The sequence below is a fragment of the Microcoleus sp. C2D2 genome (assembly GCF_036702495.1).
GTDB lineage: Bacteria > Cyanobacteriota > Cyanobacteriia > Cyanobacteriales > Microcoleaceae > Microcoleus.
Map to the genome: position 1 here is coordinate 1 of NZ_JAUBTO010000056.1, position 19,300 is coordinate 19,300.

General features: G+C 45.5%; 19 protein-coding genes. 8 read left to right on the plus strand and 11 right to left on the minus strand.

Annotation, left to right across the window (positions count from 1 at the left end; translation table 11 throughout):
- Positions 1–104 precede the first annotated feature (104 nt).
- Both QUB61_RS18745 and QUB61_RS18750 read right to left on the minus strand, forming a co-directional pair.
- Positions 105–1,100, minus strand: coding sequence for an inosamine-phosphate amidinotransferase 1 (locus QUB61_RS18745; RefSeq protein WP_333132270.1), 996 nt, complete (start codon positions 1,098–1,100; stop codon positions 105–107).
- Positions 1,101–1,406: 306 nt separating this feature from the next.
- Complete coding sequence (locus QUB61_RS18750) at positions 1,407–1,598, minus strand: hypothetical protein (protein WP_190738786.1); 192 nt, start codon at positions 1,596–1,598, stop codon at positions 1,407–1,409.
- Positions 1,599–1,923: 325 nt separating this feature from the next.
- Between QUB61_RS18750 and QUB61_RS18755 the strand changes: the two genes are divergently transcribed.
- The 4 genes from QUB61_RS18755 (at position 1,924) to QUB61_RS18770 (ending at position 5,236) form a co-directional block, all read left to right on the plus strand.
- A complete protein-coding gene (locus tag QUB61_RS18755) occupies positions 1,924–2,280 on the plus strand; it encodes a redoxin domain-containing protein (protein ID WP_333132271.1) in 357 nt (118 codons plus the stop codon).
- Positions 2,281–2,435: 155 nt separating this feature from the next.
- Positions 2,436–3,650, plus strand: a complete 1,215-nt coding sequence (locus tag QUB61_RS18760; RefSeq protein ID WP_333132272.1) for a transposase — start codon at positions 2,436–2,438, stop codon at positions 3,648–3,650.
- 161 nt (positions 3,651–3,811) lie between these two features.
- Positions 3,812–4,267, plus strand: a complete 456-nt coding sequence (locus tag QUB61_RS18765; RefSeq protein WP_333132273.1) for an NUDIX hydrolase — start codon at positions 3,812–3,814, stop codon at positions 4,265–4,267.
- 162 nt (positions 4,268–4,429) lie between these two features.
- Complete coding sequence (locus tag QUB61_RS18770; RefSeq protein WP_333132274.1) at positions 4,430–5,236, plus strand: alpha/beta hydrolase; 807 nt, start codon at positions 4,430–4,432, stop codon at positions 5,234–5,236.
- Positions 5,237–5,303: 67 nt separating this feature from the next.
- Here the strand turns inward: QUB61_RS18770 and QUB61_RS18775 are convergent, their stop codons facing one another.
- On the minus strand, positions 5,304–6,218 hold the full coding sequence (locus QUB61_RS18775; RefSeq protein WP_333132275.1) for a pantothenate kinase: 915 nt from the start codon (positions 6,216–6,218) through the stop codon (positions 5,304–5,306).
- 320 nt (positions 6,219–6,538) lie between these two features.
- Here QUB61_RS18775 and QUB61_RS18780 point away from each other — a divergent pair, with 320 nt between their 5' ends.
- Positions 6,539–8,644 (plus strand): GAF domain-containing protein, encoded by a 2,106-nt coding sequence (locus QUB61_RS18780; RefSeq protein ID WP_333132276.1) that lies wholly within the window; start codon positions 6,539–6,541, stop codon positions 8,642–8,644.
- 79 nt (positions 8,645–8,723) lie between these two features.
- Here the strand turns inward: QUB61_RS18780 and QUB61_RS18785 are convergent, their stop codons facing one another.
- Positions 8,724–9,512 carry an RDD family protein gene (locus QUB61_RS18785; RefSeq protein WP_333132277.1) on the minus strand — a complete coding sequence of 263 codons (789 nt, stop codon included), beginning with the start codon at positions 9,510–9,512 and terminating at the stop codon, positions 8,724–8,726.
- Between the two features lie 37 nt (positions 9,513–9,549).
- Positions 9,550–10,374, minus strand: a complete 825-nt coding sequence (locus QUB61_RS18790; RefSeq protein WP_333132278.1) for a DUF975 domain-containing protein — start codon at positions 10,372–10,374, stop codon at positions 9,550–9,552.
- An 80-nt stretch (positions 10,375–10,454) separates the two neighbouring features.
- Between QUB61_RS18790 and QUB61_RS18795 the strand changes: the two genes are divergently transcribed.
- Together QUB61_RS18795 and QUB61_RS18800 are read left to right on the plus strand one after the other, a co-directional pair.
- Positions 10,455–11,423 carry a stage II sporulation protein M gene (locus tag QUB61_RS18795; RefSeq protein WP_333132279.1) on the plus strand — a complete coding sequence of 323 codons (969 nt, stop codon included), beginning with the start codon at positions 10,455–10,457 and terminating at the stop codon, positions 11,421–11,423.
- A gap of 204 nt (positions 11,424–11,627) precedes the next feature.
- On the plus strand, positions 11,628–12,575 hold the full coding sequence (locus QUB61_RS18800) for a hypothetical protein (RefSeq protein WP_333132280.1): 948 nt from the start codon (positions 11,628–11,630) through the stop codon (positions 12,573–12,575).
- On the opposite strand, the gene QUB61_RS18805 is transcribed toward QUB61_RS18800, so the two are convergent.
- From QUB61_RS18805 to QUB61_RS18830, 6 genes are all read right to left on the minus strand, one after another.
- Positions 12,553–13,881, minus strand: a complete 1,329-nt coding sequence (locus QUB61_RS18805) for a DUF58 domain-containing protein (RefSeq protein ID WP_333132281.1) — start codon at positions 13,879–13,881, stop codon at positions 12,553–12,555. The genes QUB61_RS18800 and QUB61_RS18805 overlap by 23 nt on opposite strands.
- Positions 13,882–13,893: 12 nt before the next feature.
- Positions 13,894–14,283, minus strand: coding sequence for a VOC family protein (locus tag QUB61_RS18810; protein ID WP_333132282.1), 390 nt, complete (start codon positions 14,281–14,283; stop codon positions 13,894–13,896).
- Positions 14,280–14,579 (minus strand): helix-hairpin-helix domain-containing protein, encoded by a 300-nt coding sequence (locus QUB61_RS18815; protein ID WP_333132283.1) that lies wholly within the window; start codon positions 14,577–14,579, stop codon positions 14,280–14,282. The genes QUB61_RS18810 and QUB61_RS18815 overlap by 4 nt, the downstream gene beginning before the upstream one ends.
- A gap of 61 nt (positions 14,580–14,640) precedes the next feature.
- Positions 14,641–15,084, minus strand: coding sequence for a GNAT family N-acetyltransferase (locus QUB61_RS18820; RefSeq protein ID WP_333132284.1), 444 nt, complete (start codon positions 15,082–15,084; stop codon positions 14,641–14,643).
- Positions 15,085–15,098: 14 nt separating this feature from the next.
- Positions 15,099–16,049 (minus strand): MoxR family ATPase, encoded by a 951-nt coding sequence (locus QUB61_RS18825; protein WP_333132285.1) that lies wholly within the window; start codon positions 16,047–16,049, stop codon positions 15,099–15,101.
- Complete coding sequence (locus tag QUB61_RS18830; RefSeq protein ID WP_333132286.1) at positions 16,046–17,263, minus strand: DUF4350 domain-containing protein; 1,218 nt, start codon at positions 17,261–17,263, stop codon at positions 16,046–16,048. Before QUB61_RS18830 ends, QUB61_RS18825 begins: the two co-directional genes overlap by 4 nt.
- 664 nt (positions 17,264–17,927) lie before the next feature.
- Here QUB61_RS18830 and QUB61_RS18835 point away from each other — a divergent pair.
- Positions 17,928–19,300: Calx-beta domain-containing protein (locus QUB61_RS18835; RefSeq protein ID WP_333190068.1), on the plus strand; the 1,373-nt coding region annotated here is incomplete at its 3' end.

A 19,300-nucleotide genomic window follows, 5' to 3' on the forward strand; every position in this document is an offset into this window, starting at 1 on the left:
AACCGTTGCCGTTCTTGAGAACTGTTCGCTAGTCTCACAGCGATCGTACTTTTTGACCTGCTTAGTCTAAACTCCAAGTGATGAAAGAGGGTTAGTAACAAGCTCTAGGCAGAATAGTTCTCTATTGAACCTGTTCGCCGCACGTCTAATGTCACACAGTGAAACCCTCCTCCTAATGTCCGAGACTGTCTGAGTTGGAGTCCAATAACATCAACACCGCGTTTTTCAAGTTCTCGGATCAGTGGGAATTGGGCTTTGTCAACAATTGCCAAATTCGGATTCACCATCAGTAGGTTCATACCAATCCATTTAGTGCTGTAGACTGTATTTGTGTAACCAATGTCAACAATTTCCTCTAGATAGATAACATCCCACCCTTTGAAGAGATCGGGTAGATTGTTTTTCCCAACTCGTTCAGCGTTAACTACAACCAAACCAGGGCGAATAACTGCGATTGTGGAATCCACATGACTTCCAGAGTAAATATTGTCGTAGGTGTGAACCCGATACTCTTCGCCCAGAAACGTCTGAAGCCATTGCGCGCCGAGGCGATTTCCACTATCAGAGACTAGATAGATTAAGTCTCGTCCCATCCGCAATACATTGGCTGCATCAAATACAGGTTCGTAGTCTTTGAGCGTAAACGAGTTAGGATCGTCAAAGTTAAGATTATAGATATCGTCGGCTAATCGAGGTTTGGGCGCTGAAATCCATTTCGCTCCACTCCGCAAGTAATCTATGAGAATGGATTTGTAAGACAGAGTTTCAAAAAGACGGGAGCGCCAGACCATTGGAGTTTCGATAATCCACGTCCCAATTGTCAGCAGTACATCTCTGGGACAGTAGTTATGTAGACCATCAGCTTCCCAATCAGGAGTACGAAACTTGACAGAATGATCGGCGATATCAGGACGCTGAACAGTAACGCCGAACCCTTGAAGTGTTTGCACGAGTAAGTCTAAATCTTCTTCAGTTTCTCGGATAATGCGCTCGCTAAATCGACCGAATGGGATATTTCCGATACTGTCATAGTCTCTGTATTCAGTGGCAAATACTCCTAAATCGGGGACAGGCATCTGCGTTAGTAGCACGTCCGACAATAATTTCTTCGAGTGGGTCCCACTCGTTATAAACTCTGACTTTGCTCATCCGTATTTGGTAGCAGTAAATTTCACGTTTACTCATGAATTAACCAGTATAGCAACCGCCAATGCGGTTATGGCTTGACGGGGTGACAACCCCAGGGCAAACGCATCAAAATTTGGCTCAACATCGCCGTTTTTCCGTGGACTGCGATGAAGTTGTCAATCGAGCGATGCCTTCGGCGGGCTTCGCCTACGTTATGGCAATATAAAGTAACTGGAGTTTAGACTATCGCACCGCAGGTGCGATAGTCTAAACTCCAGTTAATCTTCAGCAGCAGCCATATCTTTGTCTCTGCCGCCACCGCTCATGGCGCCCATGCCGCCGCCGTTGCCACCGTCAAATCGCCTTCTCTTGTTGGAGAACATATCTTGATTTCTCCGCTTGCGAAACTTGCGAGCGTATGCTTGATTTCGTTGTGCCTTCTCTTTCTTGAGATTGCGGCGCTTAGCCATTCTGACCTCACTAATAAACATTGACACTCCCCGAGCGTGAAAGCCCGGGGATTCTTAAGGTTGACACTCTGCACTCTTGGTGACTGAGATTCTTGGTTCAGCGAAGTCACTTGCTTGCGACAGGATTGCTCCAGCGGCATTATAGGTGTCTTCTCCCCAAGCATGAATTCCGGTATGCCCTACCGTACTCGATCAGTTCTCTTTAATGTAGTTAGGTTTTGTTCAAATTTAGCTTTCCTAAACCGCAACACCGTTAGGTGTGACTACGCACTCAACTAATCCAGTTAAGTTTTTACGTTGTCTAGTTATACTCAATTTTAGACCGATGACGATCATAGCACACCCAGCACAAGACCCCGAAAAAAGAACACGGGGATTTAAGTCCCTGGGAATCCGAGTCCGATCGGGACGCCATGTTTTCAATCTCAAGCGAATATTTTTATACACTCTTGACAAAGACGACAAAGGACGGTATGGGTTCGTGAGTCACGCTCCTGTCTTCAGCCTGCCCCACCCGCGAGGCCTCCTTGCCCACATTCTTGCAGATTTTCGAGGGCGACGAGTTCTACTCTACTTTTACCCTCGGGATAATACCCCAGGCTGTGCGACTCAAAGCCCGAAGTCGCGCAGGCCCACTACGGCTGTTACGGAGTCAAAAAAATTATGGGAAAAGAATTTATAGGAATTATTCGATCGACCGATCGCGATCGACCCTGATGGTAGGATTGAAGAGGTTTACCAAAAATAATGGGTTTAAAGCCTCCCCCTTTTAGGGGGACTTTTAATCAAAAAGAAGCCTTAAAAATAGCAGGGCTGTTTTTAAGATACACTTGAGAAATGTTAAACCTGACTTATACCTACGCTTTAAAGCTAACGCAACAGCAGATCCAGACCTACGAGATGTGGCTAGAAACGGCTCGCAAGGTCTGGAATTTTGCGCTAGCCGAGCGCAAGGATTGGTATAACTCAAGGTCGTGCCGGATAGACGCTTGCAGTCTCAAGACTGAATACATCATTCCAGCAGATGCCCCCCGACCCACATTTGCTTCCCAGTGCAAAGCTTTAACTAAAGCCAGAAAAAACAACCCTAACCTCAATGCCGCGCATTCTCAAATGCTGCAACAGGTATTGAGAAGGTTGGAGAAAGCTTTCATTGGGATGTGGGAGTCAGGAAGAGGTTTTCCTCGGTTCAAAAAACAGGGGAGAATGCGCTCGCTGCTATTCCCTCAGTTGGGTGTCAATCCCGTCAAAAAAAATCAAGTTAAACTTCCTGGCGCGGGTTGGGTCAAAATGCGAATGTCTCGTCCTATCCCGGACGGTTTTGTTGCTAAGCAAGCGCAATTGGTAAAACGGGCATCCGGTTGGTACGTGATGCTAACGTTGCAAGCCGATGTTGATGTTCCCCATGTCATGCCACACGGGCAAGCTGTGGGTATAGATCTAGGGTTAAAAAGTTTTTTGGCAACTTCAACGGGAGAGCAAATCGCTAGACCTCGATTTTTTGTATACCTCCAAGGGAAGCTGAAATTGCTCCAACAGCGAGCTAGTCGCAAAAAATTAGGGTCAAACAATTGGCAAAAAGCGCAAGCCAAAGTTGCTAGGTTGCACGAACATATTCGCGACACTCGCAAAGATTTTCATTTCAAGTTGGCGCATAAACTCTGCGACGAAGCTGGAATGATATTTGCTGAAGACTTGAACTTTAAGGCTTGGGCGAAAGGGATGTTTTCCAAACACACCCTAGACTCCGGGTTTGGAGAGTTTCTCTCAATCCTAGAGTGGATATGCTGGAAGCGGGGAGTCTATTTTGCCAAGGTGAATCCGGATGGAACCAGTCAAATTTGCCCGAATTGCAACTATCATACGGGCAAGAAAGAGTTAAGCCAACGGATTCATCGGTGCGGCGAATGTGGATATGAAATTGATAGGGACGTTGCCTCCGCTCAAGTAGTGAGGCAACGTGGACTTGCAGCCGTAGGACATACGGTTCAGATGCTTGGCGAGGGGTTAAGCACTGGCTCCCTCATGAGCCAAGAATCTTCGCCCTTCTAGGGCGGAGAGTGTCAACGCAAAGTCAAACCAGAATCTGACGCAGCGGAGATATTAGCAGACTTGCCAGACCTCTGGCGTGAATGAAAAATTAAAAATTAAGACTCCCGAGCCCAGAGCTAGGAGGCCTGAAATTACTTTCTCCTAAACAAGCTTTTGAGTTTATGCGTCGATTGTGGCGATTTGTACAAACAGTGCTAGGGGTAATTTTTCGACATCCCGTCACTGGTACTGCGGTGATTCCCGTATTGCCTGACGGGCGAATTGTGTTAATTCGCCGCCGCGACAACGGTCGCTGGGGACTGCCGGGAGGTATGGTGGATTGGGGAGAGGATATTCCGACGACAGTGCGGCGAGAATTAGCGGAGGAAACAGGACTCGATTTAGTTAAAATCCGTCGCTTGGTGGGCGTTTATTCGGCTGCCGATCGAGATCCTCGCCTGCACTCGATTTGTATCGTGGTGGCAGCAGAGGTGCAGGGAAAGATGCAAGTTCAGGATACGCTTGAAATTAGCGAGGTTGAGGCTTTTTTGCCCGCATCCCTGCCGCAGGGCCAGCTCAGCCATGATAACGACCAGCACTTACAGGACTATTTTCAAGGCCTGACCACTTTGGCGTAAACTGGCGGGGCATCTAAATTGGTGCAGCCAAGTTCGGAATTACCAAAGCCGTCAAAAGTTCCCTGGTCCTCGGTGGAATTAATTTTTAATGTTTTCCTACTTTTATTCACAATCTCTGAACATTAAATTAATCATCTTTATTATTGCTAAATATTTAACCGGATGTACTCACCGCTACGCAATTCTCGGATCAAACTCTCTGTAGGGCAAATCTTTTGGCACGAAGTCGGTCAAGGCCCGAATTTAGTATTTTTGCACGGTTCTTGGCTCGACAGCAGTCAGTGGCTGAGGACGATCGAACATTTGAACCCCTACTACCAATGCTTCGCACCGGATTTGCTGGGGTTTGGCGACTCGGAACGCCCGAATATTCATTATTCGATCGACCTGGAGGTAGAATGTCTCGCCCAATACCTCGATACTTTGAAGCTGCGAGAGGTTTATTTAATCGGTCACTCTCTCGGTGGCTGGGTGGCTGCCAGCTACGCTATCAAATATCCCGCGAGAGTTCAGGGTTTGGTGTTGTTGGCCCCTGAAGGCGTCAAGGTTGGCAACCGGCGGGGGCGGTGGCAGACGGCTAACTGGCTTTACAGCAAACCACCGCTGGCTTTCTGGTTGCTACGATCGATCTATCCAATTGCTAAGTTGCTCGGCCGCCAAAACAAGATTGACGGACTGCTAAAGTTCAGACAGCAGTTGATGCAGTCCCCAGTTGCCGTGGAGTTGCTGTTCCGGCGCCGGCGGGTCGAAATTACAGCGGAGTTAGTTGATGAGAATTTGCATTTGCTGAAAGCACCTGTTTTGCTGTTGCACGGTTCTGAAGATACCCCCGCAGCTTCGTCTCTGTGTCAATCCTATGCTGCTCTGGCTCCTAATGCCGAACTGCAATTTGTCAGTCCCGGGAAAAGCAATTTGCCGCAGGAAGTCCCGGAGATTGTTGCTAAGTATATTCGAGAATTTGCTAAGTGAAGTGGGAATTGGTAATTGGTAATTGCTAACAGTCAACAGTCAACAGTCAACAGTCAACAGTCAACACTTAACAGTCAACACTTAACAAGCTAATTCCCCAAAAAATAGCCTCTGGTGCGTCAATTAAGGCCCAGGAAGCCGTCTGGGGAAAGGCTGCGGTGAGGTATTTTAAAAGCAAAGTTCGATCGCCCCCCGTGAGTGCAATTTTGCTATCAGGAAACAAACACCGCCAATCTTCAATAAAATCCCTAACTCCTGCCACCGTCGCATACACTACTCCGCTTTGAATAGCCCCAGCAGTGTCTTTCGCCCAGCGATGCGGCAGATTTTCTGGTAAGCTGATTAACGGTAATGCAGCGGTTTTTCTACCGAGCGACGATAACTGCAAACCCAAACCCGGTAAGATGGCGCCCCCAACTAAATACCTATTGACATCAGCCCCAGTAAATGTTAAAGCTGTACCAGCATCTATAAGTAAAATTGGCCAACCGAATTGGTTGCCAGCGCCAAGTACAGCCAAAGCTCTGTCAATTCCCAGGGTAGGATAGAGTCCCCCGATCGGCAACTGGTCTAAAGTAATAATCCGGACATTTGGATAACTCTGCCAAATTGCTGTTTGTTGGGGAACAACTGAGGCTAAAACTAGAGGCAGCGGCACTAAAGAAAGTGTGTGAGGACTAGAAAAAGCGGGAGTAGCAGGAAGACAAAGGAGATTTTGAGCAGATATTTCCTCGATCGACCTCATTACTGTTTGCACCAAATATTCTGCCTTTAGCGAGTCGGAGACCTGGGAAACAGCATCAGCATTGAGATGCTCTGTATCCCATGTTTTCTCCAGAGTTGAGCCCGCAAATAATCCCCAGTGCAGCCGCGAATTGCCGATCGCTAAAGCTATTTTAATCTGACCTTTACCTCTTAATGCAGATGTAAGGTTGTCGCTGCAAGGTGGCGAAGGAAAATTGTCGGGAATTGAGTTTTCCATGTCGATCGATCGAGGGCGCGCGCAAAGATTGAACTAAAGAGGTATTTTAGGTTAATTTTCTTCGCTTAACCAAGCAGTTAACTCTATTTGACATCAGACCAAGTTCAATGGGCGCGCCAATTAGTATTGTCGGCTGCAGACCGCATAGTTTATATTTATAAATATTGGTAAAGCAAATAATTGCTATGCTCAGGCTGCATCATTTATAATGTCTTAAGATAGTCCAAAAGTCCTGGTAACTGCGATCGGGATCTTGGCGGGGTAAGCACAGGTTTAAAAAACCACGATCGATCACTATACAGTACAAGTGCTGAGTAAATATGTCTTTAAAAATACAAGAACACGAAAACCCCTGGCAGAGAGTAACTTCGCGGTTGCCTGAACATGAAAATTGGAGAGAGGAAGAAAGTCTTTCGCAGCCGGAAGTAGACCAACAAAAAGCCCTAATCTTGCAGATGCAGCAGCAAGTTCAGTTATCAAACTTGCTGAACCAAATTAATAACGAAATTCGCAGTACACTTGACATAGAAGAAATTTTGACATCGGCCTGCAGATTGCTGGGGCAAGCGCTACAGTCCAGCCGCGTGAGCATTTTAGTCAAAGAATCAAATACAGACAAAACTTTAGTCACGCGGGGAGAGTACAACGCGGGGGACTATCCGATCCAACTGGGCATGAAAGTACCGATGGCTGACAACCCGCATTTGACAGCAGTCGTGTCTCAGCAAGAGTCGCTAGCAGTGACGAAGTTTCTCGATTTTCCGGGATTGAACCAACAAACGCGAAACATTGCCGAAGCTTTGGAAATTAAGTCAATGCTGGCAGTAGCTACTCGCTATCAAGGTGAAATGAATGGCATAATTGGCTTGCATCAGTGCGATCGCGAACGGGAATGGACCCAGTGGGAACAGCAACTTTTAGAAGGGGTAGCATCGCAATTGGCGATCGCGATCAATCAAGCCAAACTCTACAGCAAAACCAGGCGCCAAGCCGAACGAGAATCGCTGCTGCGGCTGATCGGCAACCAAATTCGCAGTACCCTGGATCTGGGAACTATCCTGGAAACAGCGGTGAGGGAAGTTCGCCAACTGTTGCAGTGCGATCGAGTAATTATTTACCAGTTTCAAGACAACTGGCGGGGAAAAGTTGTTGTTGAAAACATGACGGTTCCTTGGCCTTCAATTTTAGGAGATATGGGGGCGGATAAGTGTTTCCGGGGAGATTACGCGGAACTTTACCAGCAAGGGCGAGTCAAAGCAATTAATGATATTTTCAATGCCGGTTTAGAGTCTTGCCACGTTGATTTCTTAGACCGTTTGCAGGTAAAAGCTAATCTGATCGTGCCGATTGTTACATCCAGAAGCGAAGAAGATTCAATCCCTACAGCCGGAAGTTCTAATTTAAAATTTCCCGGTAAACTGTGGGGTTTGCTGATCGCTCACGAGTGCGGGGATACCCGCAATTGGCAGCGGCAAGAAATGGAGTTGCTGTCGCAGCTAGCCGACCAAATGGCGATCGCCATTCAGCAAGCAGAACTTTACAGTAAAGTCCGAGAAGCTGCGGTCAAATCTCAAGCTCAAACCCAGCAATTGCAAGCAGCATTCCAAGAATTGCGATCGACACAGCAGCAATTGATTCAAAGCGAAAAAATGTCAGGTTTGGGGCAAATGGTAGCGGGAATTGCTCACGAAATTAACAACGCCAACAATTTCATCCACGCTAACTTGTTTCACGCTCAAGAATATTTTCAAGTCTTGAACGAAGCTCTCGAACTGGCCGGGAATGCCTGCCCGGAAGCAGCGGAGGCAATTGTCAGAATTAATGAAGAACTAGAACTGGATTACATTCGAGAAGACTTTGGCAAACTGGTCAATTCAATGCGGGAAGGCAGCGGCAGGATTCGCTCCATCGTGATGACGCTGCGAAGTTTTTCTCGTTTAGACCACGCTGAATTAAAACCGGTAGATTTGAATGAAGGTTTAGAAAGCAGTTTCATGATGCTGCAAAACAAGCTAAAAACAAATATCAAAATCGACAAACAATACGGCAGTTTGCCGCCCGTCAAATGTCATGCCAGTCAAATCAACCAAGTATTTTATAATTTGATTGACAATGCTTTAGATGCGCTCCAGTCAGCGCTAAAACCGGGAGAATTAACCATCCGCAGTTGGCAAAGCGAGCCGGACTGGGTAACAATCTCTGTCCGCGACACGGGGTCTGGCATTCCACCAGAAATTCAAGACAAGATTTTTGACCCGTTTTTTACTACTAAACCTGTGGGGAAAGGCACTGGTTTGGGACTTTCAGTGTGCTATCAGGTAATTGTTCAAGCTCACGGCGGCAAGCTGAGCTGCGTCAGTCAGGTTGGCGAAGGAACTGAGTTTATTGTAGAGTTGCCGCTGACAAATCAGAGGGTAAGTGCATAATTCCTGCTTTAGTCAGATTAATGACCAATGTCCAATTCCCTATGCCCGTGGATTTATAAGTAATTAACCTGGCTTGATATTAATTGTCAACTTGCTGCTGATAGGCCTGATAAACAGCCTCTAAAAAGACATTAGCATCAACTTTTTTCGGCATTCTTTCCCAACCTATGATTTCTTTAACTTGAGTAGCCAGTTGTTTGCTCAATTCATTTCTGGCATTAGGTATCATCCCTTCGCGCCGCTGTAAATACTCTCGAATTACAGCAAAATCTTCGGGAAGCAAGCTGGAAATATCGGCCTCTATCAGCAATTTTTTTGCTAGGGATTGAGCAGATTTTGATACTTTCAATGCAGCAGTTGTCAGAGGTTGTTCTTCTTGAATTACCAGGGTGCCTCCTACCAAATCTCCTAAACGTTTTTCCCGCTGGTTTAAAACTATGAAAAATACACCTATAAAAAATAAGTCGTCAAAAGGTCGCAGCAAAGCCCGTAGTGTTGATTGCTGAAGCCTGACTGGACGGCCGTCATCCCGAATTACTCGGATTTTGACATAACGCTTGCCTGGTGTTTGACCAGACCACACCGTTTCATAAAATACAAAGTAACCTACATAAATGAAAAAACCAATTAATGCCTGAACTGCTATCAACCAGAGTGCTAAGCCTTTGGTACTTCCTAGCAAGTTTGCGATCGTCTCAAGCAACACTGAATTAAATATCAGCGCACCTAATAGAAACACTACTATAATCAAACCCAAAATGATATAGTCTATCAGCAATGCGTAGGCTCGGTTGCCAATTCCCGCTAAGATAAATTCGATCTCTACACTTTCGGGAGTGTGGAGAGTGAATCGATTAAAAAGTCGCATAAATTTGAGCAAATTTTATGTTTTGACAGAGGCTGAATTAGCGCTTGCGCATTTGCAAACCCAAACCTTCTTTGCGGCTGCGGAGGTCGTAGTAGATAATGGCTTTCATAGCCTGCCAAAAAGGAGTCACAAGCGCACCGCTGGCAAAGCTCAATGGCAAAATCAGAAGAAAATAAACTAAGTAAAACATACCAGATTCTGGTTCCAAAACTGCCCTTAAAACACTTTGAACGATCGTAGTAAGTATCTGCACAACAATCGTGATCGGGAGTGAAACCAAAATGCCCACAAAAACTATCCACTGAATGCGTCCGACCGACCCCTTAGTTAACTCCCAACTGCGACCGATTGCTGAAGTAGCACCTATATTATTTTCGATCGCCAGCGGCAACTCAACAATCAGCAAGCGAGAGATAATTCGGATATATATAATTAAGAAAGCAATGACCGCAACTACCAGAAAAGCTACAATAATTACGTAATTTTGCCCAAAAATAGCACCAGCCCCCCCTGCCAATATGGCCATAGCGATCCCACCTACCAAGGATACCCCAAAGAAAATCAGAAATGTCAATATACCCGCCCATAAAAAACTCCACATCCGAGGATTGACCTGACGGCGAGCATCACTGACAGTCTCTGGCTTTTCCCTAACTTCACCGAAAGCCAGACGAGAAATGAGCGCTGAGATCGCAGAATATTTAGCCCAACCGTAAATCGGAACTAACAACCACAGAGAAGCTACGAATGCCAAACCAAAATATGACTTAAAATGGTCGCGGTAAATGCGCAAACTAGCACTAACAACATTACCGACGCTCAAGGGGCCTGTTTGTCCAGAAGAACTAAGATTTTTAGGCATGACTGGATGGGTGTAGTGGTGTGAGGCGGAAAATTTACCACTATCTTAAGCTATATCTAATAGAACTTCGTGAAAACTTTATGAATGTTAAACGTTGGATCGCGCGGCGGGAACCCAACTGGAAACGGTTGGACACTCTTTTACAGCAAGTAGAAAAAAAGGGGCTAAAGTCCCTACCTGCGTCTGAAATCACCGAATTAGCGAGTTTGTACCGTTCTGTTTCGGCGGATTTGGCTAGGGCGAGGACAAATGAAGTCGGTAATATTTTGTTACAAGATTTGCAAAGGTTAACTTCTCGCGGCTATACCCAAATTTACCAAGGTTCGCGCCGCCAAGATTGGGAAGCTGTAGTGGAGTTTTGCCGCTGGGGTTTTCCGGCTACGGTACAGGAGACGTTTGGTTATACGGCGACTGCGACGGGTATTTTTTTAATAATGGCGTTGATTGCTTGGTGGTTTGCTTGGCAAGATCCGGCGTTTTTGTCCCTAGCAGTTCCTGGAGATTTGATTAAAACGGTACGCGATGACGGGAAATTGTGGATGGGTTCAATTGTGGGAATCGAACCTTTAGCTTCTAGCGGTATTATGACTAACAATCTATCCGTATGCTTTGCGGCTGTTGGGGGAGGGATTGTTTTCGGTCTTTACACTGTTTATATTATGGCATTTAATGGAGTGATGATCGGCGCAATCGCCAGTTTAGTAGCTCAGCACAATTTAGCTTACCCTTTTTGGGCCTTTGTATTTCCTCACGGTTCCCTGGAATTGCCGGCGATTTTTTTAGCTGGCGGCGCTGGTTTAATCATCGCCCGGGCAATTTTTTTTCCTGGCAAGTACCGTCGTGCTGATGCTATGAAGTTTTACGGTACTCAAGCTGCACAATTGGTATTTGGGATTGTACCGATGCTGGTAATTGCTGGTACGATCGAGGGTTTTTTCTCGCCAAATCCGGCAATTCCCGATCCGTTGAAGTATTTGGCTGGGATCGGGTTGTTTGCGCTGTTGGTGATGTATTGCAGTAAAAGGCGATCGGCTGAAGTTCCTAGATAATTCGCATCTTGAAATCGGGGCGATCCCCCTAAATCCCCCGCCGGAGGGGGACGAAAGAGGACTTCCGGTTCCCCCCGACTATCAGGGGGGCTAGGGCGGATCTAAATCTAACGGTCAAACAGCAGTCTGTGAATACATTTGACTTTAAATTGACCGAAATAGCACCTTACCTACCCATATTGAGCCAAGCAATCAATTAAAATCATGACTCAGATTAACATCCGCTTTCCCGAAGACAATCCTTTTGCTCGAATCAAGGTTCGGCAGATATTTGGATGGGTGTGGTTATTCGGTCTAGGCATTTACTTTCAAATAGCAATGATTGCCTATACACAGGGGATAACGTTCGATGGTAAAGAACCATTAGTTAACGCAATATTAGACGCTTATTTAGGGATTTTGATATTGGCTTTGGTGTGGCGACAATGCAGGCTAGCAGGAATTGAAATTAAATATCTAGTTGGTAAAGTCCCCGATCGCTACCAATGGTTGCCATTAGTAGGTCTGGCGATCGCTAGCGTGGTTTTTTCAATAAGCTTGTTCCGAATATTTTATTATACTTTGTCTTTTATTGTACCTTCTTTTGTTGAGCAATTACTACGAAATGATAGAAATAGCCTTATTTTAATTGTGGCTTCAAAAACATTTTTTCCGGCACTTTACTACTTAATTTGTGCTATTTATTATTGTGCAATATTTCCCATATGCTGTGCCTTTATTCTCATGGCTGTTATCTTACACAGATGGGCTGTGAAATGGGGAAATATCCCAGCAATAATACCTGTTTTACTGTTGTATATAATTACTTTTATTCCGAACAATTTACTAAATATAATTATTCTGTTTTTAATTTACGAAATTTTGTATGCAAAAACCCGCAGCTTATTTGTACTAATAATTTTTATGGTTTTGAGAAATATTATTTTTATCGGTTGGGATTTGTCATATACAATATTTTTTGGAGACAATCAAACAGGAAGCACTCTAGAAATATTTCGCTCTCAAGTACAGCTAGGTGTGTTGTTTTTTGCTTTGTCAGCCCCTTGGGTAATCGGTTTTATCTACAAAAACTGGTCGGTTCTCAAAGGGCCTTTACCTTACTTTGCGAATGCTGCGGAAGCTGAGAAGATTAAAGCTGATTCCGAGACTTAAGTTGCAGATATCTGGCAACCAATTGTTCGCTAATTTGATTGGCTGGTGCATCCAAAACCAAAACTCCTTTTTGTTTCAACTGTGCAAAAGCTACCTGACGCTGTGCTAGTAAATCTAAAGCTACAGCACGATTATAAGCAGGTGTAATTTCCACGGTGGAAGTGTGAGCGATTTTGTCAACGAGAGGGTCGCGCAAAGTTACGCAAAAAGGCAAATAACGAGGTGTTAAACGCGCTAATGCCGAAAGCATTTCTGTAGAAGCTGTGACATCTACTAAATCAGTAATTAGCACTACTAATGCACGGCGAGTTTGTTGACTTACTAATTTAGTTACAGCACCAACATAGTCTGGTTCTAACAAAACTGGCTGAATTGGCGCCAGGCGTTCAATTAATTTAGAGTGTTGATGTTGACCGCGTTCCGGCGGTATCCAAGTCGCGATCTCCCGATCGAACACACCGACTCCCACGCGATCGCCCCGATTTAGTCCAGCCAAGGCTAAAGACAGCGCTGCATTAACTCCCCAGTCAAAACGCTTCAAACCCTGCACTCGCGCGGTCATCAGCCGTCCCCTGTCGAGTAAAATAATCAAAGTTTGCTCTTTTTCTGGTTCTAAAACTCTGATTAAAGGGCGCGATCGCCTCGCAGTAGCTTTCCAATCAATCAAGCGAGGATCGTCACCAATACCATATTCCCGCAGTTCGGCAAATTCAGTTCCGATGCCGAGTTTTCGCAACCCACGCATTGTGCCGCTATTTTCTAATGTTAGCCGAATAGAGAGTTCTTTCAACATCACTAAATCGGGATAAACAGCCACTTTTTCACTAGCAGGTATTGTCCAGTCGTTCCATGCTAAACCCCAGTTTCCCAACTGCCGCACCTGAATATCTCCCCACTTATATTCTCCGCGATTTTGCGGGCGAATTGTATAAGTTAATTCCCGATCGCTGTTAGGATTGAGGTCTGCTTTCAGCATCTGTTGAGAGACATCAAACTCTAGCGGATATGAGTCGCGCAGGCGAATTTTAGCTGTTTGATTTGCCGTTAGCGCAGCCCTCGGAGAGGATCGCACTGACAGTAAAACCGGATTGTCTCGCCCAATCGAAAGTCTGTGCAGCGGATGGCGTGTCACTTGCACCCGATGAGATTTTACGCGCAGTGCGTCGGTAATGGCTAGACCTACAATTAAACAGTCAAATAGCAAAGTGCCGATAATACTTGTCTGCTGATTTACCAGCATAGCCAGCAAAAGGGCGATCGGAATGGCGATCGCTAACAGAAAATAAAGGCGAATAGCAGGAATCATTACAATTTCTGATTAAGATACTGGTGTACACAATTCAACGAGAGTTCCGTCTGGACATCTAACATAGGAAACAATCTGACCCCAAGGTTTTTTGAGAGGTGCTTTTAACTCTAATGCACCTGCTGCGATCGCTTGTTGATGTGCCATTTCTACTGAATCAGTGGTAAGTGCTATTTCAACACCCAAAGGTTTATCCGATGAATCAGCCGAAATATAACCATTTGGGAAATTTGACGCGCCTAGAGAATGTGTAGCAAAAGATAAAGTTGTTTCCCCAGTGTCAAGTTCACCATAATCTCCTGATTCATCAATGAACTTCTTTTTGCACCCAAAAGCCATTTCAAAAAAAGTCAATGAACTTAGTACGTCAGCAACGTAAATAATTGTATATCCGAATTTCATTTGCTTTCTTCCTTTAGATGATTTGCAAGTAGTTTGCGTCGTTCACCTGTATACCTCCACCAAGGCTTAGCTGGTTCGCCATTGAGGAATCTTTTGACAGAAATGAGAGCGTCAAGTACACATGGATCGTGGCGATGTCCCATGACATTAGCAAGTTCCTGAAAGACTTCTAATGGCGATCGCGTTTTAAGTTGATCTGGTTGCTCAATACCAATGCTTCGCAAATCCGCACTCATTGCTTTCCCAATGTTTGGCAGGTCTTCAAGCTTCTTGACTTCGTTTAGAGACTTCTTCATACTTCTGGTGTGGTATTTTTGAACTCAATTCCTACAATACTTGCGCAATAAAGATTTTTTGTCATGAATTCGATTCCTCCAAACGAAACGTAAACATAACACAATCGCTCGGTGTTTCTGGATTACCAACAGCCGAATACAGATTCATCGCTGCTGTATTTTCGCGATCGGTAAGCACCCAAGCTTCTGTACAACCCAACTCACGAGCGACCTCAAATACTGCATTCATCAAGCGCTTCCCCAAACCTTGCCGGCGATGAGTTTCTGCTACGCTAACCTCGTTAATCCACAGTTCGGGACGTGCCTTGTCGGGATGAACATAATGAACTGCTGAGACAAAGCCGACAACTCGATCGTCATCGATTGCAACAGCCAGATGGTGGCGCGAGTCTGTCAAAAATTCTTCAGTACGTGGGATATCGATCGAGTTGTCAAAGACATCTAGACCGACATTCTTGAGAATATCTGCATCATTACGATCCAGAATTTTGATTGCGATCGTCATAGTTATATTTCAGTTTACCTCGGTACAGCGACTTGTTTTAATACCGAAGCAATTACCGAATCAATTTGCAAACCATCTAGCAGCGATTCTGGTTTGAGAATCAGACGGTGACGCAAAAGCGGCAGTGCGATCGCCTTCACATCATCAGGAGTAGTATAATCCCTGCCGGCTAGCCAAGCGTGAGCTTTACTACTTTGCAACCAAGCTACTGCCGATCGCGGAGAAGCACCCAATGCCAAATCGGGATGTTTTCGCGTATTGTGTACCAAAGCTAGCACGTAATCGAGCACTTTTTCTTCTACTTTGACTGTTTGTACTGCTTGACGGGCGCTAATTATTTGCTCTACCGTTGCTAAAGATTTTATCCTAGCTAAATCGAGGCGTTTAGCGCGAAATCCTGCCTCTGCGTTCAGCAACATTTGCTTTTCGGCGGCTGCATCGGGATAGTCAACCACCAGTTTAAATAAAAATCGGTCTAACTGAGCTTCTGGTAGCGGATAAGTGCCTTCAAATTCTAGGGAATTTTGAGTGGCGATCGTCCAAAATAATTCTGGCAGTGCTAAAGTCTCACCGTCTAACGTTACCTGCTGTTCTTCCATTGCTTCTAGCAGTGCTGACTGGGTTTTCGGAGGCGTGCGATTAATTTCATCCGCCAGCAAAACTTCAGTAAACACTGGCCCTTTTTTCAGGGTAAAACTGTGGCTGTCAAAATCAAAAATATTCGTTCCCAAGATATCCGACGGCAAAATATCCGGCGTTAGTTGAATGCGGCGAAAATCTGCTTGTATCAATTGGGCGATCGCTTTTACAAGTAAAGTTTTCCCGGTTCCAGGGACTCCCTCAACAATCACGTGGCCGCCGCTCAAAAGTGCCACTAGCAAGTGCTGTACAGTGGAAGATTGACCCACAACTATTTTGTCGAGGGCTTGGCTGAGGCGTTTAAAAATCGAGTTTGTTTCGCTCATTTTAGATTTTTCCTGTCAGAGGGGAGATGTTGACGGATCTGCTGCCATTTACCCAACCACGCTAGCAAATCTGAATCGCTGATTCGGCGTTTATGAGATGGCGAGGGCAGAAGTTCTGACAATTCTGCCGCTTTTCGCCCTGTTTGCTCAACCCAAGCATTTGTTAGGGTTTCACTTTCCAGCGAGGTCTGTCCCAATAATAATGCTTTTTGCAGTTGTAACTGTTCTTCTTTCCCGATAATTTCTACCGCGAAATCAGTGCTGTTTGCTTTTTGCAAGACACCCGCTAATGCTTGAATGTAAGCTTCGCTGTTGTCAACCGGCGGCGCTGATATAGTTACAGGCTGTCCAAACCTGTTCCACCCGGCAAAAATAGCAACGAGTAAAATAACTGTACCCTGTATCAAAACGGGAAATAGAGGAGTTTTGGCTAAATAAGCGAATAAATTTCCCTCGTATTCGCGTTCAATAACTTCTCCATCTTTGTAGCCGTGAATGTATTCGTCTACCCAGACTTTATTGAGGATTTTACTCGTTCCCTGGCTTTGCGGGTTGCTCGAATTTTGGATTAATTTCACTGCTAGAGCCTGCTGTGCTCCCTCTATTTCTTGTTCTCCACCTTCTAATTGAGTAACCAGCCCTGCTAAAAATTCATAATTACCTGGAAAATCCTGATAAGCATTAGCAGCTAAATGGGAGGTGCTGGCAAAATAAACTGTACCCTTTCCCACTTGTTTTTTCCAAACAATTGCCCCAAATCGATCGTCTAAAACTTGTTTTTTGTCGCTGGGATATCTCCGCCCCGTGTCAATCTTGATTTCCCCGGCTGAAGCGGGGTGCAAGCTACTAAAAGGTGCTGGTGTCACTGGCGCGCGAACTCCCAAATTTACCAAAGTATTTCCCTGTTCTACCCACTCTTTCTCTGTCTCAGAAACAACTTCTGGTATCAATTTACTATAGATACGTAAAAGTGTAGTGGGCGGTTTTGCATCTTGGTTTTTAGCAAAGTCCTCAAAAGGTTTTTGCCAGCGCTGAACCTCGGTTCCCCGTTTTGACATAAAAGCATACCATGCTCCGTAGCCGTCCGGCGCTCTATTATAAGTAGAACCGCTGTTGACTTTGTTGTTAGCAGGAGCAAATAACAGGGTAACGATAATTATTGCAGTAATGGCGATCGCTCCCAACAACCACAACCTATGTTTTGATAAGTTCATCGCTCGTTAAGTAAGTAAGTACGTAAGTACGTAAGTACAAATAAATATAACATGATGGCTGGTTTTGAATGAATCAACTCACTTCTCATATAGAACCCATTTGACATCTTGAGGGCGATCGTCAATCACATTACGGATCGGCAATAAACTTGTTTTTTTACCGCATTTTTAATGGAATTAGATTTAACTTACGCCCGAACCTCAATTTTCAGGAATTCCCAACAGGGTTATGCTTAGACATATAAATTCCCGAGTATTGTTACTCATAATTGTCTCTGCTGATTGACTTGGGTCCGCTGAAGCAGTGAACGCTGCCTCTTGCGGGGCCCGGAATGTGGAATTTAAGCTCTCCTCTACAGATTTGGAAAACCCGCTTTTGATTGGGCTGAAAAAAAAATCGCAATTTTTCCGGATAAAAGTTATTATTGATGATGAAAGCTGACCATCTCTATTAAGTAGGTGTCCGTAGGTGTAACTAATTACACTCTACCGATCCGGGGCAAGAAAGCCTTCAGATGCTTATTGGGCAAGCATTTTTACTGGATTTAGCTGCACGTACTTAGGACGAAATGTTTATTGAAGTGACCGCGCGCTATAAAGAAAGCCCAACATCGGGTTTTCAGTCACTTCTACTCCTTAATTATTCACTATCAAAAGAGAAGCTATGGCTACTTCATTCAATGGTTCTTTGGGTCAAACCAATAATTACAGCAGCATCACTGAGCTAATTACACAATGGCCTACTGCCGCCCAGAATCAAGGCATCCAACTGTCTGGGATAGCTTTTGATGGCGTGGAAACGAACTACACTAACCCTACTGTCATCAGCAACCTCACGTTTGCAACGAACGAAAACCCTAAAAGCTGGTTGAGCTACGGCAGTAGCGCTGGTATTGGTGTCCCATCCTCTTATGATGGTTGGTACACTTACGTCAATAAAATTCGGGCGGAAATCAACCATGACCCCAACACCAATCAATCTCAGGTGCTGAAGGTGAAATGGGCAGATAACCAAGAAATTACTAGCGCCACGATCGGCATCAGTGCATTACTTCCCAAATCAAGTCTTGTAGTGGACGATCAAGGCAATGAAGCTGGTGTGCTGCAACTCTTTAAGGATGGGGCGCCGGTATCGGCCAGCAATTTTACGGTTACTCGCCTCAACGCTTCGAGCGCTCCACAGCCGATCGCTGTGTCTTCAAATGGAGTGACTTTCACTGCCGATCGCACCGATGGCAATTTCGACTTCTCGATAGTAGGAGACACTCTCACCGGCGCTAGTTTTGACGAACTGCGGTTCTCCGCCATAGCCTTCAATAGCCCCACCGCTGCCTACCTCGCCACTTCCTTCAAAGACGATAGTTCCGACTACCTAGTGCGGAAAATTGAATATCAAGGGATTACTGTGGTGCCGACGCTTCCAAGTCTCTTCGAGTTCGCCCAACCAAATTACACGGTGGCTGAAGGCAGCGCGGTTACGATTAACGTTACTCGCACCGGTGGCACGGCGGCTGCATCGATTAACTACCTGAGTGTTGACGGTTCGGCAAGTTCAGCAGGCACAGCAGGGGATTACACTCCCGCGGCGGGGGTGTTGAATTTTGATGCGGGGCAAACTACCGCTAGTTTCACTGTGACGGCTTTGAGCGACATGACACTGGAGGATCCGGAAACGGTGAATTTGGTGCTCTTCGGTGGCAATGTCGGCAGTAATCCGTCAATTGTGACGATTAATGATGTGCCGCCGCCGACTCCGACGCTTCCAAGTCTCTTCGAGTTCGACCAACAAAATTACACGGTGGCTGAAGGCAGCACGGTTACGATTAACGTTATTCGCACCGGTGGCACGGAGGCTGCATCGATTAACTACTCTACTGTTGACGGTTCGGCCACTTCTGGAGGCACAGCAGGGGATTACACTTCGGCGACGGGGGTGTTGAGTTTTGATGCGGGGCAAACAACCGCTAGTTTCACTGTGACGGCTTTGAGCGACATGACACTGGAGGATCCGGAAACGGTGAATTTGGTGCTCTTCGG

Coding starts and splice junctions, on each gene's coding strand:
- QUB61_RS18750 (WP_190738786.1), bottom strand. CDS start 1,598: ATGGCTAAGCGCCGCAATCTCAAGAAAGAGAAGGCACAACGAAATCAA.
- QUB61_RS18755 (WP_333132271.1), top strand. CDS start 1,924: ATGACGATCATAGCACACCCAGCACAAGACCCCGAAAAAAGAACACGG.
- QUB61_RS18760 (WP_333132272.1), top strand. CDS start 2,436: ATGTTAAACCTGACTTATACCTACGCTTTAAAGCTAACGCAACAGCAG.
- QUB61_RS18765 (WP_333132273.1), top strand. CDS start 3,812: ATGCGTCGATTGTGGCGATTTGTACAAACAGTGCTAGGGGTAATTTTT.
- QUB61_RS18770 (WP_333132274.1), top strand. CDS start 4,430: ATGTACTCACCGCTACGCAATTCTCGGATCAAACTCTCTGTAGGGCAA.
- QUB61_RS18775 (WP_333132275.1), bottom strand. CDS start 6,218: ATGGAAAACTCAATTCCCGACAATTTTCCTTCGCCACCTTGCAGCGAC.
- QUB61_RS18780 (WP_333132276.1), top strand. CDS start 6,539: ATGTCTTTAAAAATACAAGAACACGAAAACCCCTGGCAGAGAGTAACT.
- QUB61_RS18785 (WP_333132277.1), bottom strand. CDS start 9,512: ATGCGACTTTTTAATCGATTCACTCTCCACACTCCCGAAAGTGTAGAG.
- QUB61_RS18790 (WP_333132278.1), bottom strand. CDS start 10,374: ATGCCTAAAAATCTTAGTTCTTCTGGACAAACAGGCCCCTTGAGCGTC.
- QUB61_RS18795 (WP_333132279.1), top strand. CDS start 10,455: ATGAATGTTAAACGTTGGATCGCGCGGCGGGAACCCAACTGGAAACGG.
- QUB61_RS18800 (WP_333132280.1), top strand. CDS start 11,628: ATGACTCAGATTAACATCCGCTTTCCCGAAGACAATCCTTTTGCTCGA.
- QUB61_RS18805 (WP_333132281.1), bottom strand. CDS start 13,881: ATGATTCCTGCTATTCGCCTTTATTTTCTGTTAGCGATCGCCATTCCG.
- QUB61_RS18810 (WP_333132282.1), bottom strand. CDS start 14,283: ATGAAATTCGGATATACAATTATTTACGTTGCTGACGTACTAAGTTCA.
- QUB61_RS18815 (WP_333132283.1), bottom strand. CDS start 14,579: ATGAAGAAGTCTCTAAACGAAGTCAAGAAGCTTGAAGACCTGCCAAAC.
- QUB61_RS18820 (WP_333132284.1), bottom strand. CDS start 15,084: ATGACGATCGCAATCAAAATTCTGGATCGTAATGATGCAGATATTCTC.
- QUB61_RS18825 (WP_333132285.1), bottom strand. CDS start 16,049: ATGAGCGAAACAAACTCGATTTTTAAACGCCTCAGCCAAGCCCTCGAC.
- QUB61_RS18830 (WP_333132286.1), bottom strand. CDS start 17,263: ATGAACTTATCAAAACATAGGTTGTGGTTGTTGGGAGCGATCGCCATT.